This is a genomic window from Streptomyces sp. ADI96-02, from assembly GCF_003846185.1.
Classification (GTDB): Bacteria; Actinomycetota; Actinomycetes; order Streptomycetales; family Streptomycetaceae; genus Streptomyces.
This window is the reverse complement of the sequence record NZ_ML123034.1, coordinates 2,205,514-2,221,157: the sequence shown is the minus strand read 5'-3', so window position 1 is coordinate 2,221,157 and position 15,644 is coordinate 2,205,514. Positions and strand designations below refer to the sequence as shown.

The 15,644-nt window shown below is 71.0% G+C and carries 12 protein-coding genes and 1 pseudogene; 2 read left to right on the top strand and 11 right to left on the bottom strand.

The features are described from left to right. Positions 1–65: 65 nt before the first annotated feature. Both orn and EES43_RS09660 read right to left on the bottom strand, forming a co-directional pair. On the bottom strand, positions 66–671 hold the full coding sequence (orn, locus tag EES43_RS09665) for an oligoribonuclease (RefSeq protein ID WP_124268357.1): 606 nt from the start codon (positions 669–671) through the stop codon (positions 66–68). Positions 672–681: 10 nt separating this feature from the next. Further along, complete coding sequence (locus tag EES43_RS09660) at positions 682–1,899, bottom strand: helix-turn-helix domain-containing protein (RefSeq protein WP_124268356.1); 1,218 nt, start codon at positions 1,897–1,899, stop codon at positions 682–684. Positions 1,900–2,944: 1,045 nt separating this feature from the next. Between EES43_RS09660 and EES43_RS09655 the strand changes: the two genes are divergently transcribed. Continuing rightward, on the top strand, positions 2,945–3,466 hold the full coding sequence (locus EES43_RS09655; RefSeq protein ID WP_124268355.1) for a universal stress protein: 522 nt from the start codon (positions 2,945–2,947) through the stop codon (positions 3,464–3,466). Between the two features lie 500 nt (positions 3,467–3,966). Next, complete coding sequence (locus EES43_RS09650) at positions 3,967–5,007, top strand: IS30 family transposase (protein ID WP_164493331.1); 1,041 nt, start codon at positions 3,967–3,969, stop codon at positions 5,005–5,007. 79 nt (positions 5,008–5,086) lie between these two features. Here EES43_RS09650 and glmS read toward each other — a convergent pair whose 3' ends face one another. The 9 genes and pseudogenes from glmS to EES43_RS31235 all read right to left on the bottom strand — a co-directional run. Beyond that, positions 5,087–6,916: a glutamine--fructose-6-phosphate transaminase (isomerizing) gene (glmS, locus tag EES43_RS09645; RefSeq protein WP_124271868.1), complete on the bottom strand. Its 1,830-nt coding sequence runs from the start codon at positions 6,914–6,916 to the stop codon at positions 5,087–5,089. Positions 6,917–6,981: 65 nt separating this feature from the next. Next, the gene (locus tag EES43_RS09640; RefSeq protein WP_098010736.1) at positions 6,982–7,257 is read right to left on the bottom strand and encodes a hypothetical protein; all 276 of its coding nucleotides are present in this window, start codon (positions 7,255–7,257) and stop codon (positions 6,982–6,984) included. A gap of 126 nt (positions 7,258–7,383) precedes the next feature. Further along, on the bottom strand, positions 7,384–9,162 hold the full coding sequence (locus tag EES43_RS09635; protein ID WP_124268354.1) for an IucA/IucC family protein: 1,779 nt from the start codon (positions 9,160–9,162) through the stop codon (positions 7,384–7,386). Next, on the bottom strand, positions 9,159–9,713 hold the full coding sequence (locus EES43_RS09630) for a GNAT family N-acetyltransferase (protein WP_124268353.1): 555 nt from the start codon (positions 9,711–9,713) through the stop codon (positions 9,159–9,161). The genes EES43_RS09635 and EES43_RS09630 overlap by 4 nt, the downstream gene beginning before the upstream one ends. Beyond that, positions 9,710–10,987 carry a lysine N(6)-hydroxylase/L-ornithine N(5)-oxygenase family protein gene (locus EES43_RS09625; protein ID WP_124268352.1) on the bottom strand — a complete coding sequence of 426 codons (1,278 nt, stop codon included), beginning with the start codon at positions 10,985–10,987 and terminating at the stop codon, positions 9,710–9,712. Before EES43_RS09625 ends, EES43_RS09630 begins: the two co-directional genes overlap by 4 nt. After that, positions 10,971–12,419 carry a pyridoxal phosphate-dependent decarboxylase family protein gene (locus tag EES43_RS09620; RefSeq protein ID WP_124268351.1) on the bottom strand — a complete coding sequence of 483 codons (1,449 nt, stop codon included), beginning with the start codon at positions 12,417–12,419 and terminating at the stop codon, positions 10,971–10,973. Before EES43_RS09620 ends, EES43_RS09625 begins: the two co-directional genes overlap by 17 nt. A gap of 92 nt (positions 12,420–12,511) precedes the next feature. Then, positions 12,512–14,005: an FG-GAP and VCBS repeat-containing protein gene (locus tag EES43_RS09615; protein ID WP_241192361.1), complete on the bottom strand. Its 1,494-nt coding sequence runs from the start codon at positions 14,003–14,005 to the stop codon at positions 12,512–12,514. Positions 14,006–14,212: 207 nt separating this feature from the next. Then, entirely contained in the window at positions 14,213–15,382 is a 1,170-nt protein-coding gene (locus tag EES43_RS09610; RefSeq protein WP_124268350.1) for an acyl-CoA dehydrogenase family protein, read from the bottom strand. Positions 15,383–15,390: 8 nt separating this feature from the next. After that, positions 15,391–15,644 (bottom strand): annotated as a pseudogene (locus EES43_RS31235) (hydroxymethylglutaryl-CoA lyase); the annotation flags it as partial.

Sequence of the window (15,644 nt, the reverse complement as noted above, 5' to 3'; positions counted from 1 at the left end):
GTGCTCGCGCCCTTGTTCCCCGGGGCCGGCCAGCGGGCCCGATCGCGCCTGTGACCAGCGGTTCTTTACTGCTCGGCCGGGACCACGTGGCGCGCCGCGATCTCCTTGGCGCGCTCCGAGTCCGGGCCGGGCTGCGGCACGAACACCGCTTCCCGGTAGTAGCGCAGCTCCGCGATGGACTCGCGGATGTCCGCCAGCGCCCGGTGGTTGCCGTTCTTGTCGGGGCTGTTGAAGTACGCCCGGGGATACCAGCGCCGGGCCAGCTCCTTGACCGAGGACACGTCCACGATCCGGTAGTGGAGGAAGCCCTCCAGCGTCCCCATGTCCCGTGCCAGGAAGCCGCGGTCGGTGCCGACCGAGTTTCCGCAGAGCGGGGCCTTGCCCGGCTCCTTCACGTGCTCGCGGACGTAGGCCAGGACCCGCTCCTCGGCGTCCGCCAGGGTCGTGCCCCCGGGCAGTTCGTCGAGGAGGCCCGAGGCGGTGTGCATCTGCCGCACCACCTCGGGCATGGTCTCCAGGGCCGCGTCCGGCGGACGGATCACGATGTCCACCCCGTCGCCGAGCACGTTCAGGTCCGAGTCGGTGACCAGGGCGGCCACCTCGATGAGTGCGTCGTCCGCCAGCGAGAGCCCGGTCATCTCGCAGTCGATCCACACCATGCGGTCGTTCATGCGTCCCACCCTACGGGGCGCTCCGCTGTCCCGGCAGGGCCGTGCGCCCGGGAACGTACGCGTCGGGACCTGGGACGCCGTGCTCGGCCGAGCCCGCCGGAGCCGTCACGGAGACCGGCGCCGAGGACAGGGGCATACCGCGGCGGCCGGACGGCGAACCCTGGGTGGGCACGACCGAGTCCATCACCGGCGCGGAGCTCTCCGCCACTCCCTGCGGACGGCGGGCCCGGTAGGCGGCCCGGTACGCGGCGGGGGAGGAGCCGAGCTGGCGGCGGAAGTGCCCGCGCAGCGCGACCGGGGAGCGGAATCCGCAGCGGCCGGCGACCTCGTCGACCGAGTAGTCGGAGGTCTCCAGCAGCCGCTGCGCCTGGAGCACCCGCTGGGTGATCAGCCACTGGAGCGGTGCGCTGCCGGTGAGCGAGCGGAACCTGCGGTCGAAGGTCCGCCGGCTCATGTACGCGCGGGCGGCCAGCGTCTCCACGTCGAACTGCTCGTGCAGATGCTCCAGGGCCCAGGCCACGACCTCGGCGAGCGGGTCGGACCCGATCTCCTCGGGTAAAGACCTGTCCAGGTAGCGCTCCTGCCCGCCGCTGCGCCGCGGCGGCACGACCAGCCGTCGGGCGAGTGCCCCGGCGGCCTCGGTGCCGTGGTCGGTGCGGACTATATGGAGGCAGAGATCGATCCCGGCGGCCGTGCCGGCGGAGGTGAGCACGTCGCCGTCGTCGACGAACAGCTCACGCGGATCCACGTGCACCGACGGGTAGCGCTTGGCCAGCGTCGGCGCGTACATCCAGTGGGTGGTGGCCGGGCGGCCGTCCAGCAGGCCGGCCGCCGCGAGCACGAAGGCTCCCGTGCACAGGCCGACGATGCGGGCGCCTTCCTCGTGGGCGCGGCGCAGCGCGTCCAACGCCTCCGCGGGCGGCGGCGAGGTGATCGACCGCCAGGCGGGCACCACCACGGTGCCCGCCCTGCTGATCGCCTCCAGGCCGTACGGCGCGGTGAGTTCGAGCCCACCGGTGGTGCGCAACGGTCCTTCCTCGCCGCCGCAGACCAGCAGGCGGTAGCGGGGAACTCCCGCGTCCTGCCGGTCGATTCCGAAAACGGAGAGCGGGATGGAGCTCTCGAAGATAGGGCCGCCGCTGAACAGCAGCACGGCAACGACTTCCCGGCGTCGCCGCCCGGTCAGCTTGCGTGCGGCCTCCGTCGCGGCGGCGGAGTCCTGGCTCATGACGCTAAGCCCCCCTCGGTGTTCGCGTCTCCCTGGTCCTTACGGGCCTGTCGCTCCTGCACGTTTCCCCTCGGTGTTGCACGGGTCCCCAGTCTTCGATCCCCAAGATCGAATCTACTGCGTCCCGCGGTCCCGCCGTGACACCTTCCCCCGGCGGCACTATGTCGACAAGGAAACGTGGCGCGAAGCGTTCGATCACGAAGCGTTTCACCCGTGAAGCGCACAGGGAAGTGCCCTTCGCCAACGTGGCCCGTCCGCGTCGGGTGAAAGCGTACCGCGCGGTCTCTTCCTGCCTGGTGGGCAGTGGGTAGTTCGGCCATCCGACGGCAGGTTCGGCTGGGATGTGAAGTTGGCTGAAAAACGGTGGTTGCGAGCAGTGGATCAGGTCACGCGGGGCGCACAACCGACGCCGGAGAGCTGCGCCGGTGCGCTCCCCCGGATCGGAAAGCGCCGCCCGTCCGGGCCTCCGGGGCAGGGCGCGGCGGGCGGTCTCCGCGCGGTCGGAACCAGGGGCGGAGACCGCCCGGATACCGGCGGACGCCCCGAGGATTCCCGGAACCGGCGGTACGGACGGGCGGGCGCGGACCGTCCGGCGGACCGCCCCGTCCGCCGGGGCGTGCGCGCCGGCCCGGGTGGGCGAGCACGGCTGCCGCCTGCGGCCCGGCACAGCCTCCCTCCCGGCGCTCGCGGCTCGGCGGAGGTGTGGCCAGCGGAGGCCGTGTGGGCGGCTCCCGCGCCCTCTGGAGGGCGGCCGACGGACGACCTGGAAAACAGGGCGGACGGCACGGAAAATCGGGCTTCGGGGCCCCGGCGGCGCCCCGAAGGCCCGTGTACGACACAACCGGCATTGCCATCCGCGACGGCCTCGGGCATGCTCCCTGCAACGTCGCGCGCGCTTTTGCGGGGGTCTGGGCAGTGGAGGAGTGACGCCGTACCCTTAGGGGTATGGGGTTGGGAAGATGATTCCCGGACAGAGCTTCGCCACTACTGACGCACCGCTCGAAACCGCTCCCTCCTCACGAGGATTCTCTTCGCCGAGACACCGATGGCCGGTCACGAAATCCCTGAACCCGCAGACCGCAAGCAGGTAGCCGACCCCCGGTCGGAGCCGCAGACGGTCGACGACGCACGCCCGTCGTGCGATCCCGCCTTCCGGCACGGAGTCGTGGTCGGATTCGACGGCTCCACGTCCAGCGAGCGGGCCCTGGCCTACGCCATCGGCATGGCCGGCAGATCCGGCTCCGGTCTGATCATCGTCCACGTCGCCAACCGGCTCCCGACCACGGTCTGGGCGGGCTGCGAGCCGCCCGTCTTCGTCGACGTGCCCGACCACCGCACCGAGGTCCTGGGCCTTGAGCTGGCGTGCGCCGACTACCTCTCCGAGGTGCCCTGGGTGCTCGTCGAGCGCGGGGGCGACATCTGCCACGAGCTGGAGGACGTCGGCCGGGAGTACTCGGCGGACGCCATCGTCGTCGGCACCACCCAGGGCATCGTCGGCCGGATCTTCGGCTCGGTGGCCGGCCGCCTCGCCCGCCGGGCCCAGCGCCCCGTCATCGTCATCCCCTGATCCCCGAGCCCCCGATCCCCGACGGTCCGTCAGGACGCCCCGCACGGACGGGCGTCGGGCCCGTACGGACACGCCTCGGGCCCCGCTCCGCGGACCTTGGGTTCTCACGGTCCTCGCAACACCCGTGATCTGTGGGAGTTGCGAGGACCGTGGTTGTTGGACGTGATGATCTTTCGGGGTTGAGGGAGCGTTTCCTTGTGCGGCTGGATGCCGTGGGGAACGTGACTGTCGTGGCGGGTGAGCTGGGGGTGAACCGGAACACTGCTTTCGGCTGGGCCCGGAAGGCCGGCCGGAGCTCGGTGCGTCTGCCGCGGCGGCATCCCGGGCGCGACGAGTACGAGCGGCTTCGGACCGCCGGTTTCGCACGCCGGGTTGCGGCCCGGCAGGTCGGTGTGAACGAGCGGACGGCCAAGGACTGGGACTGGGGCGTCAAGAAGAGCGGCACCACGCGCACTTACGCCGACGGCCGCCGTGTCGACTACACCACCGGAACCGTCACGATGGGCGGCGTGACCACAGCACCGGTGGGCCTGCACGCCCTGGAAAAGCAACTACATCCGCGGTTTTTGACCCTGGCCGAGCGCGAACAGATCCGCGATCTGCGCGCGCTGGGCCGTTCACTGCGAACGATCGGACGTGCCCTGGGACGGCCGGCGAGCACGGTCAAGCGGGAGATCGACACGAACTCCGCCACCGACGGCTACCAGCCCTACGCTGCCCACCGGGCAGCCGCCGCACGCAGACCCCGGCCCAAGGAGCGCAAACTGCTGCGCGAGGGCCGGCTGCGCCGCTTCGTCCAGGAAGGACTGCGCCGGCGATGGTCACCGGAACAGATCTGCCACGCTCTCCTGAGAGAACATCCCGACGACGAGAGCATGCAGGTGAGCGTGGAGACGGTCTACCAGGCACTGTATTTCCAGGCCCGCGGCGGCCTGAAACGCGAGGTCCAGGCCGCCATCCGCACGGGCCGCACCCGCCGCAAACCACGCCGGGACCCCGACCGGCGCACCCCACGGTTCATCGACCCGATGGTGATGATCAGCGACCGCCCCGCCGCCATCGAGGACCGGGCCGTGCCCGGGCACTGGGAAGGCGACCTGATCATCGGCGCAGGCGGGCGCTCCGCGATCGCCACTCTGGTCGAGCGCAGCACCCGCTACACCATGCTGGTCCACCTGCCCGGCGGAGCCCACGACGCCGAGAGCGTCCGCGACGGCCTCGTCGCCACGATCCAGACCCTGCCCGCCCACCTGCGCGGCTCCCTCACCTGGGACCAGGGCAGCGAGATGGCACGCCACAAGCAGTTCAGCATGGCCACCGGCATGCCCGTCTACTTCTGCGACCCCGCCTCGCCCTGGCAACGCGGCTCCAACGAAAACACCAACGGCCTGCTGCGGCAGTACTTCCCCAAAGGCACCGACCTGAGCCTCCACAGCACCGAAGACCTCGAACACGTCGCCCAGGAACTCAACGGCCGCCCACGCAAGACGCTCGGCTGGCACACCCCAGCCGAGCGTCTACGTGATCTACTCACCACCTAAAACCAGATGGTGTTGCGACGACCCCTCGAACCCAAGGACGGGATGCGGGGCCCTGCGGCATGCGACGGCGGCGCGGTGGCTACTCGACCGTGACGGACTTCGCCAGGTTGCGCGGCTTGTCGATGTCCCGGCCCATGGCGAGCGCCGTGTGGTAGGCGAAGAGCTGGAGCGGGATGCCCATCAGGATCGGGTCCAGCTCGTTCTCGTTCTTCGGCACGACGATGGTGTGGTCGGCCTTCTCCTGGACCTGGTGGGCGACGGCGAGGATCCGGCCGCTGCGCGCCTTGATCTCCTCCATCGCGGCCCGGTTCTTCTCCAGCAGGTCGTCGTCCGGCACGATCGCGACGGTCGGCATCGCGGGCTCGATCAGCGCGAGCGGGCCGTGCTTCAGCTCGGAGGCCGGATACGCCTCCGCGTGGATGTACGAGACCTCCTTCAGCTTCAGCGACGCCTCGCGGGCCACCGGGTAGCCGCGCACCCGGCCGATGAACATCATCGACTTGGCGTCCGCGTACTCGGCCGCCAGCCGCTTGATCTCGTCCTCGTTCGCGAGGATCTCGCTGATCTGCTCCGGCAGCTTCCGCAGGCCGTCGATGATCCGCTTGCCGTCGGCGACCGACAGGTCGCGGATGCGGCCCAGGTGCAGCGCGAGCAGCGCGAAGGCGACCACGGTGTTGGTGAAGCACTTGGTGGAGACCACGCAGACCTCCGGGCCCGCGTGCACGTACGTACCGCCGTCGGCCTCGCGGGCGATCGCGGAGCCCACCACGTTCACCACGCCGAGGACCCGGGCGCCCTTGCGCTTCAGCTCCTGGACGGCGGCGAGCACGTCGTACGTCTCACCCGACTGGGAGACCGCGACGTACAGGGTGTCGGGGTCCACGACCGGGTTGCGGTAGCGGAACTCGGAGGCCGGCTCGGCGTCGGCGGGGATGCGGGCCAGCTCCTCGATCAGCTGGGCGCCGATCTGGCCCGCGTGGTACGAGGTGCCGCAGCCGAGGATCTTGATCCGGCGCACCCCGCGCGCCTCGCGGGCGTCCAGGTTGAGCCCGCCCAGGTGCACGGTGGAGAACCGGTCGTCGATCCGGCCGCGCAGCACCCGGTCCACCGCGTCGGCCTGCTCGGAGATCTCCTTGTGCATGTACGTGTCGTGGCCGCCCATGTCGTACGACTCGGCCTCCCACTCCACGGTGGTGGGCGTGGCCGTCGTGGTCGAGCCCTCCGTGGTGTACGTACGGAAGTCGTCGGCCTTCAGGGTGGCCATCTCGCCGTCGTCGAGGGTGACGACCTGGCGGGTGTGGGCGACGAGCGCGGCGACGTCGGAGGCGACGAACATCTCCTTCTCGCCGATGCCGAGGACGACCGGGGAGCCGTTGCGGGCGACCACGATGCGGTCGTTGAAGTCGGCGTGCAGGACGGCGATGCCGTAGGTGCCCTCGACCGAGCGCAGCGCCTCGCGGACCTTCTCCTCCAGGGTGTCGGCCTGGGCGCGGGCGATCAGGTGGACCAGCACCTCGGTGTCGGTCTCGGAGAGGAAGACGGTGCCCTCGGCGGTGAGCCTGACGCGCAGCTCGGAGGCGTTGTCGATGATGCCGTTGTGGACGACGGCGACCTTGCTCTCCGCGTCCAGGTGCGGGTGGGCGTTCTCGTCGCTCGGCGCGCCGTGGGTGGCCCAGCGGGTGTGCGCGATGCCGGTGGTGCCGGCGAACCGCTTGGGGACCTTGGCCTCCAGCTCGCGGACGCGGCCCTTGGCCTTGACCATCTTCAGCGCGCCCGGTTTGCCCGCCGCCGCCTTGCCGGTGATGACGATCCCCGCGGAGTCGTAACCCCGGTACTCCAGCCGCTGCAGGCCCTCCAGCAGCAGGGGAGCGACGTCGCGCTTTCCGATGTATCCGACGATCCCGCACATGGCTTTCTGCCCCTCCATCGACGTACACGTATCCGTTCGGCGCCCTGCACCAGGGCGCCCGGCGCTCAGCCGTAGACGATGCGGCGCAGCTGGCGGAGCGAGAGCTCCGGCGGCGCCACGGCGCGGTGCGGCAGCTCGGCCGCGATCCGCTCGAAGATCTCCGCGTTGACCAGGCCGCCGGACTGCAGTTCGCGGTGGCGGCGGCGGACGAAGTCCTCGGTGCTCTCGTCGAAGTACGCCAGCACGTCGAGGATCACCCGGGCCGCCTCGCCGCGCTGGAGCGCGGTGGAGCGTACGAGGTGGTCGATGAGGTCGTCGTGCGACGAGCGGCGTTCCAGCACCCGTCGATACTGCTTGCCGAAGGGCCTTTACGCAACAAATCTGCCCGATATCGGGCAGGAACGGGTCAGGGAAGATGGTGAGCGCCCGAGGGACCGTCCTCGGGCGCTCACCGGTCCCGCGGCGGCTCAGAACCCGGCGATCGGGTTCTTCAACCGGCCGACCAGCTGGAGCGCTCCGGCGGGGTCGCCGAGGTCGACCATCTGCTGGTTGTCGCGCAACTGGAGGCGGTTGAGGCAGGAGAGCGGGAAGTCCGGCGCGAACAGGTCGTACTGCCGGAACTTGTCCGCGAGGTAGGGCGCCGACTCCTGGTAGTCCCGTACGCAGGCGGCCACCGTCCGCCAGAACGCCTCCTCGTCGAGCACGCCCTCGGTGGCCAGTCCCGGGGCCAGGAAGCGGAAGAAGCAGTCGAAGACGTCGGTGAAGACCGACAGCAGCTTCATGTCCTCCGGCACGTCGGCGCGGATCCGGTCGACCGCGGGCGGCAGCACCGCGTCCGGGTCCATCACCGCGATCTCCTCGGCGATGTCCTTGAAGATCGTGCGGGTGACGACGCCGTCCTCCACGACCAGGATCACGTTCTCGCCGTGCGGCATGTAGACCAGGTCGTAGGCGTAGAAGCTGTGCAGCACCGGCACCAGGTAGGCGTCCAGGTAGTGCCGCAGCCACACCCGCGGGTCGAGGCCGGACTCGGTGATCAGCGCCCCGGCGACCGAGCGGCCCTCGTGGTCGGTGTGGAGCAGGGACGCCATGGTGGCGACCCGCTCGCCCGGCCCGAGGCCGTTGACCGGGCTCTCGCGCCACAGCGCGGCGAGCATCTTGAGGTAGGGGGAGCCCTTGGCGGTGGCCGCCTCGTACGCCCGGTGGTGGTAGCCGATCGCGGCCCGCTCCCGGATGATCGAGAACCGGGCGGCGCTCAGCAGCGCGTCGCGCTCGATCAGCCCGGCCAGCCAGTCGTTGATCGCGGGCGTGGCCTCCATGTACGCGGCCGAGAGCCCGCGCATGAAGCCCATGTTCAGCACCGACAGCGCGGTTTTCACGTAGTGCTTCCCGGGGTGGTCGGTGTTGAAGAACGTCCGGATCGACTGCTGGGCCAGATACGCGTCCTCGCCCTCCCCGAGCACCACCAGACGGCGTTCCGCCAGCTCGCCGGCGAAGGTGACGGCGAGCTTGTTCCACCACTGCCAGGGGTGCGCGGGCAGGAGGAGGTAGGCGGCGGGGTCCAGCCCCAGGCCGTGCAGGACGGCGTCGAACCGGGCCCGGGTCGCACCGCTCAGCTCGGCGGCGAGCAGGCCGTCGTACTCCAGACCGGCCCCCGCCGTGAACGTGGCGTTCTCGCGCCGCGCCGCCAGCCACACCAGCCGGATCTCCGAGGCCGCCTCGGGGGCGTACGCGCGGTACTCGTCCACGCCGAAGCCGAGCCGGCCGTTGTTGGCGACGAAGCACGGGTGGCCTTCGGTCATCCCGGTCTCGATCGCCTGGAACCCGGCGGCGACCAGCTGGGCGGAGGTGGCCGGTTCCTTGGTGAGCTTGTAGGCGGTTCCGGCCAGGGTGGAGGAGACTTCCTCCAGATAGACCGGCAGGACCTCCGCGGTGAGCCCCAGCGAGGTGCGCAGTTCGATGAAGAATTCCAGCGCGTCCAGCGGGAGTTCGCCTCCGTGCCGGTGCCGGGTGATCGACTCGGTGTCGACGTGCCAGTGGTCCAGGGCGAAGCGGCGCGCGGTGAAACGGTACTCCGTGGCGGCGTCGTCGCTACGCAGGGTGTAGCGGTCCTCGCCGAGAGGCGCGGGAGCCAGCAGCCGTTCGTGGCTGAATTCCGCCAGTGCTTTACGTACCAGCAGTCGGTTTGCGGTGGACCACAGCTCCGGGGAGAGGTGGGCGACACTGTCGGTGAGGGCGGCGGTCATCGGGTGTTACCTCCGGTTGCTGCTTCGAACTGCTCGCGCGTGCAGGCGCTGAGCAGCGCGTCCTTCTCCGGCTTGGCGATCTCGCGGAGCACCTCGAAGCCGACGGCCTTGTTGAGGGCCTGCACCGCGCTGTTGGTGACGTCCGGTTCGACGACCACCCGGTGTACGGAGGGATCGGCGAACAGGGCGCGCATCACGGCGGTGATCACCGCCCGGGTGAAGCCGTGCACCGGGGTGTCGGTCGGGGCCACCAGGAAGTGCATCCCGAGGTCGCCGGGCTCCGCCTCGTACAGCCCTTTCAGCTCGACCTCGGTGGGGTCGTAGCTCTCCATGAGGAAGGCCGGTGCGCCGCGGTGCAGCCCGATGAAGGCGTGGTGCCCCGGGTGGGCGGCGATCCTCCGGTACTCCTGCTCGACGTCCTGCCGGGTCGCGTCGCCCATCAGCCAGAACGCGGCCTTGGGGTGGGTCACCCAGCCGTGCACCAGCGCGGCGTCGCCCAGCGGGTCGAGCGGGCGGACGGTGAAGTCGCCCGGTTCGGCGGCGCGGCTCATACGGCGAACTCCTGGAAGGCGATGGATTTCTCGACCGGGTAGTACGGGCGGCCGAGCAGTTCGCCGATGATGTACGCGTTGCGGTACGCGCCCATGCCCAGGTCGGGCGAGGTGATCGAGTGCGTGTGCACCCCGGCGTTCTGGAGGAAGACGCCGCGGCCCGTCACGTCGATGCTGTAGTTGCGCGCCACGTCGAAGCGGCCCCGGCTGTCGTGGCGCAGCCGGCCGGTGACCGGGGCGAGGAAGGCGGGCGCCTCGTAGCGGTAGCCGGTGGCGAGGATCAGGCCCTCGGTGGTCAGCGCGTAGTCCTTGCCCTGCTCCTCCTGCCGCAGCCCCAGGCTGTACGCGCCGCCCTCCGCGTCGTAACGGGCGCTGACGAGAGCGGAGTTGGTCAGCAGCCGGGTGGGCGCGGGGCCGGCGAGGTTCTTCTGGTAGAGCAGGTCGAAGATCGCGTCGATCAGCTGGCCGTCGATGCCCTTGAACAGGCCCTTCTGGCCCCTCTCCAGCCGGTAGCGGGTCTCCTCGGGCAGCGCGTGGAAGTAGTCGATGTACTCCGGCGAGGTCATCTCCAGCGTGAGCTTGGTGTACTCCAGCGGGAAGAAGCGCGGGGAGCGCGTGACCCAGTTGAGCCGGTAGCCGTGCACGTCGATCTCGGAGAGCAGGTCGTAGTAGATCTCCGCCGCGCTCTGCCCGCTGCCGACCAGGGTGATGGAGCGCTTCTTCTGGAGCGCGGCCTTTCCTTCCAGATAACGGGAGTTGTGCAGGAAGTCGCCGCCCAGGCCGTTGCACGCCTCCGGGATGTGCGGCGGGGTGCCGGTGCCGAGGACCAGGCGCCGCGAGCGCAGGACCGTTCCGGCGGCGGTGCGCACGGTGTAGAGCGCGGAGCCCTCGTCGTACGTCACCGCCTCGACGGTCTCGCCGAACCGGACGCTGCCCAGCTTCGCGGCGGCCCAGCGGCAGTAGTCGTTGTACTCGGTCCGCAGCGGGTAGAAGTTCTCCCGGATGTAGAACGAGTAGAGCCGGCCGCGCTCCTTGAGGTAGTTCAGGAACGAGTACGGCGAGGTCGGGTCGGCCATCGTGACCAGGTCCGACATGAACGGCGTCTGGAGATGGGCCCCTTCGAGGAACATCCCGGCGTGCCACTCGAAGTCCGGCTTGGACTCCAGGAAGACGCCGTCCAACTCGTCGATCGGCTCGGCCAGGCAGGCCAGGCCGAGGTTGAACGGGCCGAGCCCGATCCCGATGAAGTCGTGGGGGTCAGGAAGCGCGGTCAAGGGAGTCTCCCAGGTACTTCTCGGCGTGGCCGGAGATCAGATCGAGGACCGCGGCGATGTCCCGGACGGTCGTCTCGGGGTTGAGCAGGGTGAACTTCAGGTACTGGCGGTCGCCCACCTCGGTGCCCGCGACGACCGCCTCTCCGGAGGCGAACAGCGCCTTGCGGGCGTGGAGGTTGGCCCGGTCGATGTCGGCCGGAGAGGCGGCGTCGGACGGGACGTAGCGGAAGACCAGCGTGGAGAGCTGCGGTTCGACGACCACGTCGAAGCGCGGATCGGCGGCGAGCAGCCGCCAGCCCTCGGCGGCCAGGTCGCAGACCTCGTCGAACAGCTCGCCGATCCCGTCAGCGCCCATCACGCGCAGCGTCATCCACAGCTTGAGGGCGTCGAACCGGCGGGTGGTCTGGAGGGACTTGTCGACCTGGTTGGGTATGCGCTCCTCGGCCATGCGGCGCGGGTTCAGATACTCCGCGTGGTACGTCGCGTGGCGCAGGGCGGCCCGGTCGCGGACCAGCACGGCCGAGGAACTGACCGGCTGGAAGAAAGACTTGTGGTAGTCCACGGTCACGGAGTCGGCGTGCTCGATGCCCGCCAGCAGGCCGCGCCGCTCGCGGGAGGCCAGCAGCCCGCAGCCGTACGCGGCGTCGACGTGCATCCAGGCGGCGTACCGCTCGCACAGGGCGGCGATCTCGGGCAGCGGGTCGATGGAGCCGAAGTCCGTGGTGCCGGCGGTGGCGACGACGGCCATCGGCACGGCGCCCTCGGCGGCGCACCGCTCCAGCGCGCGGGCCAGCGCGAGCGTCTGCATCCGCTTGGTGCGGTCGACGGGGACGGGGATCACGGCGTCCGGGCCCAGGCCGAGGAGTTTGGCGGACTTCTGGACGCTGAAGTGGCTGCACTCGGAGGTGAGGACGCGCAGCCGGGTGGGGTCCACCGGCCGGACCTTCGCCTCCTCCCGGGCCAGCAGCAGCGCCTGGAGGTTGGACTGCGTGCCGCCGCTGGTGAAGATGCCGTCGGCGGCCGGGCCGAGGCCGATGCGCTCGGTGGTCCAGTCGATCAGCCGGCGCTCGATGAGCGTGCCGCCCGCGCTCTGGTCCCAGGTGTCCAGGGAGGAGTTGATCGCGGTGAGGACGGCCTCGCCGAGGACGGCCGGGATGACCACCGGGCAGTTGAGGTGGCCCAGGTAGCGCGGGTGGTGGAAGTAGACGGCGTCGCGCAGATAGACCCGGCCCAGCTCGTCGAGGGCCGCCGAGGCGTCGCCCAGGGGCCGGTCCAGGTCGATCGTGTCGACGACGGAGGTGAGTTCGTCGACGCCGACGCCGCTGAAGGGGCGGTCGGTGGCGGCGAGTGTGGCCGCGACCCGTTCCACTCCTGCGGTGACGGTGCGCCGATAGTGCTCCGCAGTCGTGTGGTTGAGCAGGTGCGAACGCATGAGGGGTCCTCCCGGGTGAGGGGAACTTCATCGCGCCCTCCGGGCAGGAAGGAGGGACGAGGGACGCGATGTCGAAGTTAGGTTAGCCTAACCTAACTTCGACATGGCTCGCCTCGCCGGTCCCGCCCTCCAAAACCGACGCCTCGCCCCGTCCCGCCTACTCGGGCAGCCGGCCCCCGGCCTCCGCCACCAGGGACGAACCGGCCCCGGTCACCCCGCTCCCGGCCCCCGGCCCCCGGCAGAATCCGTACGGTGTTCTCGGAACCCACCATCGCGGCGAAGTCCGCCCGGCCGTCCCGGTTCAGGTCCCGCAGCCGCAGGCTGTAGCCGAACCGGTCGCCCTCCGCCGTCCCGCCGACGACTCCGGGAACCGTCTTGCCGAGCAGCGCGGACCGCGAGCCCTTGAGCCCGCCCGGACCGCCCCGGAACAGATACGCGCCGCCGACGTACTCCTTCGCGCCGACCGACTCGCCCGGCACGCCGACCGCGAGGTCCGCGTAACCGTCCCCGTCGGCGTCCCCGGCGGACAGCGACAGGCCGAACTCGTCGCCCGGCTCCGACGCGCCCGTGATCCCGGCGGTCGCCTGGCTGAACGTGACGCTGCGCGAGCCGGGCCCGGCGGAGCCGCCGTACCAGAGGGTCACCGCGCCCCGGTAGCCGCTGGCGTACGGGTTGCCGACGGCGATGTCCCCGTAGCCGTTCCGGTCGAAGTCGCCGATCGTCGCGTCCAGCCCCTCGTAGGGCCGCTTGCTGTCGATGACCTTGGCGGGGCCGGAGACCAGCCCGGCGGAGGAGCCCTTCAGGAACCACGCCTCGGTGCGGAACGCGCTGCCGATGCCCCGGACTCCGACGACCACCAGGTCGGTCTTCCCGTCCCCGGTGACCTTTCCGGCCGCCAGGCTGGAGCTGTACCAGCCCTCGCCCTCGCGGTCGTACCGGCTGACCTTGCCGAGGCCGCCGGACTTCGTGAACCCGCCCCGGTAGAGGTAGGTGTCGTGGTCGCTGACCGTGGCGACGTCGGCCCGCCCGTCCCCGTCGAAGTCGCCGGTCGCGATGTCCCGTCCGAAGCCGGCGTAGGCCGGGTCGCCTCCTCCCTTGCGGGGCAGGGCCGTTCCGCCGCTGAGGCCCTTCGACGAGCCCCACAGGACGGTGACTGAGCCGACGGGTGTGCGGCCCGACTCCTCGGCCGGGTTGCCCACGACGAGGTCCGCGTAGCCGTCCGCGTTCAGGTCGGCACTGGCCAGCGCCTCGCCGAAGTAGTCGTTCGCCTCGCCCGCCCCGGGCACTCCGGGCGAATCCTGGTGGACGAGCTGGGACGCGGCCGTGAGACCCTTCGGCCCGCCGAACGTGACGAGCACCGCGCCCCCGCGGAAGGACACCGCCCCGTCGTCCATGGACTGGTAGACGTACGGGACGGCCAGGTCGCGGTATCCGTCGCCGTTGAAGTCGTCGTAGTGCTTGGCGGCGGCGGCCGAGGCGGGCGCGGCGACGGCGAGCGGGGCCGCCCCGGCGGCGAGGGCCACCGCGACGGCGAGCGGGACGCGGACGCGGGAGGACCGGGCGAGGAGGGGGCGGCGCTGGGGCATGGGGGCGCTCCTGGAGTTCGGGCGGACGGACCCGGGGCAGGTCGCGGCCGGACGACGGCACATCGGAAGACCGCCGTGGCGGGCGAAGGGTTGTACGCGGCCGGCCCCCGGGGCACGCGCGTGTCACCTCGCGGTGGCCCCGGCTCCCCCCGACCGGCCCGACCCGGGGAGAGCGGTCCCGGGCGGGCCGGCCGGGGCGCGCCGGCCTCAGGCGTTGGGCAGGCCCAACTCCCGTGCGATCAGCATGCGCTGGACCTCGCTGGTGCCCTCGCCGATCTCCAGGATCTTGGAGTCGCGCCACATCCGGGCCACCGGGTACTCGTTCATGAATCCGTAGCCGCCGTGGATCTGGGTGGCGTCGCGGGCGTTGTCCACGGCCACCGTGGAGGAGTACAGCTTGGCGATCGCCGCCTCCTTCTTGAACGGCTCGCCCGCCACCAGCCGCGAGGCCGCGTCCCGCCAGCCGATGCGGGCCATGTGGGCGCGCGTCTCCATGTCGGCGATCTTGAACTGGATCGCCTGGTTCGCGCCGATCGGCTTCCCGAACGCGTGCCGCTCGGCCGCGTACTTCACCGACTCGTCGACACAGCCCTGTGCGAGACCGGTCGACAGCGCCGAGATCGCGATCCGGCCCTCGTCCAGGATGCGCAGGAACTGCGCGTAGCCCCGGCCCTGTTCGCCCAGCAGGTTCGCGGCGGGCACGCGGACGTCCGAGAAGGACAGCTCACGGGTGTCGGAGGCGTTCCAGCCGACCTTCGAGTACGGGGCGGCGACCGTGAAGCCCGGGGTGCCGGAGGGCACGATGATCGCGGAGATGAGCGGTGCGCCGTTCTCCTTGCGGCCGGTCACCGCCGTCACCGTGACCAGCTCGGTGATGTCCGTACCGGAGTTGGTGATGAAGCACTTCGACCCGTTGATCACCCACTCGTCGGTCTTCTCGTCCAGCACCGCCGTGGTCCGGGTGCCGCCCGCGTCCGAGCCGCCGTCCGGCTCGGTCAGGCCGAACGCGCCCAGCGCCTCGCCCGCGCAGAGCCTCGGCAGCCAGTGCCGCTTCTGCTCCTCGGTGCCGAAGCGGTAGACCGGCATCGCGCCCAGCGAGACGCCGGCCTCCAGGGTGATCGCCACGGACGAGTCGACCCGGGCCAGCTCCTCCAGCGCGATGCCGAGGGCGAGGTAGTCGCCGCCCATGCCGCCGTACTCCTCCGGGAACGGCAGCCCGAACAGGCCCATCCGCCCCATCTCGCGCACGATCTCGTACGGGAACTCGTGCCGCTCGTAGTAGTCGCCGATCTTCGGGGCGATCACGTCGTGCGCGAACTCCTCGACCGTGCGGCGCAGTTCCTCGTGCTCGGCGGTCAGCCGGTGGTCCAGGGACATGGTGGGGCTCACTCCTTGTGAGAGACGGGGGACAGGGCGCGGACCGTACGGGACGGACTGGGGCGCCCCAACTGCTCGGCGAGCCACACGCTGGTGGCGGTCAACTCGTCGAGATCGACGCCGGTTTCGATGCCGAGGCCGTCGAGCATCCACACGAGGTCCTCGGTGGCGAGGTTGCCCGTGGCGCTCTTGGCGTACGGGCAGCCGCCGAGGCCGCCCGCCGAGGCGTCCACGGTGGTGACTCCGTACCGGAGGGCGGCCA

What these genes read in the sequence shown, in the direction of transcription:
- glmS (WP_124271868.1), bottom strand. Translation starts at nt 6,916, where the DNA reads ATGTGCGGGATCGTCGGATACATCGGAAAGCGCGACGTCGCTCCCCTG.
- EES43_RS09630 (WP_124268353.1), bottom strand. Translation starts at nt 9,713, where the DNA reads ATGAGCCGCGCCGCCGAACCGGGCGACTTCACCGTCCGCCCGCTCGAC.
- EES43_RS09620 (WP_124268351.1), bottom strand. Translation starts at nt 12,419, where the DNA reads ATGCGTTCGCACCTGCTCAACCACACGACTGCGGAGCACTATCGGCGC.
- EES43_RS09650 (WP_164493331.1), top strand. Translation starts at nt 3,967, where the DNA reads ATGGGCGGCGTGACCACAGCACCGGTGGGCCTGCACGCCCTGGAAAAG.
- EES43_RS09655 (WP_124268355.1), top strand. Translation starts at nt 2,945, where the DNA reads ATGGCCGGTCACGAAATCCCTGAACCCGCAGACCGCAAGCAGGTAGCC.
- orn (WP_124268357.1), bottom strand. Translation starts at nt 671, where the DNA reads ATGAACGACCGCATGGTGTGGATCGACTGCGAGATGACCGGGCTCTCG.
- EES43_RS09610 (WP_124268350.1), bottom strand. Translation starts at nt 15,382, where the DNA reads ATGTCCCTGGACCACCGGCTGACCGCCGAGCACGAGGAACTGCGCCGC.
- EES43_RS09635 (WP_124268354.1), bottom strand. Translation starts at nt 9,162, where the DNA reads ATGACCGCCGCCCTCACCGACAGTGTCGCCCACCTCTCCCCGGAGCTG.
- EES43_RS09660 (WP_124268356.1), bottom strand. Translation starts at nt 1,899, where the DNA reads ATGAGCCAGGACTCCGCCGCCGCGACGGAGGCCGCACGCAAGCTGACC.
- EES43_RS09615 (WP_241192361.1), bottom strand. Translation starts at nt 14,005, where the DNA reads ATGCCCCAGCGCCGCCCCCTCCTCGCCCGGTCCTCCCGCGTCCGCGTC.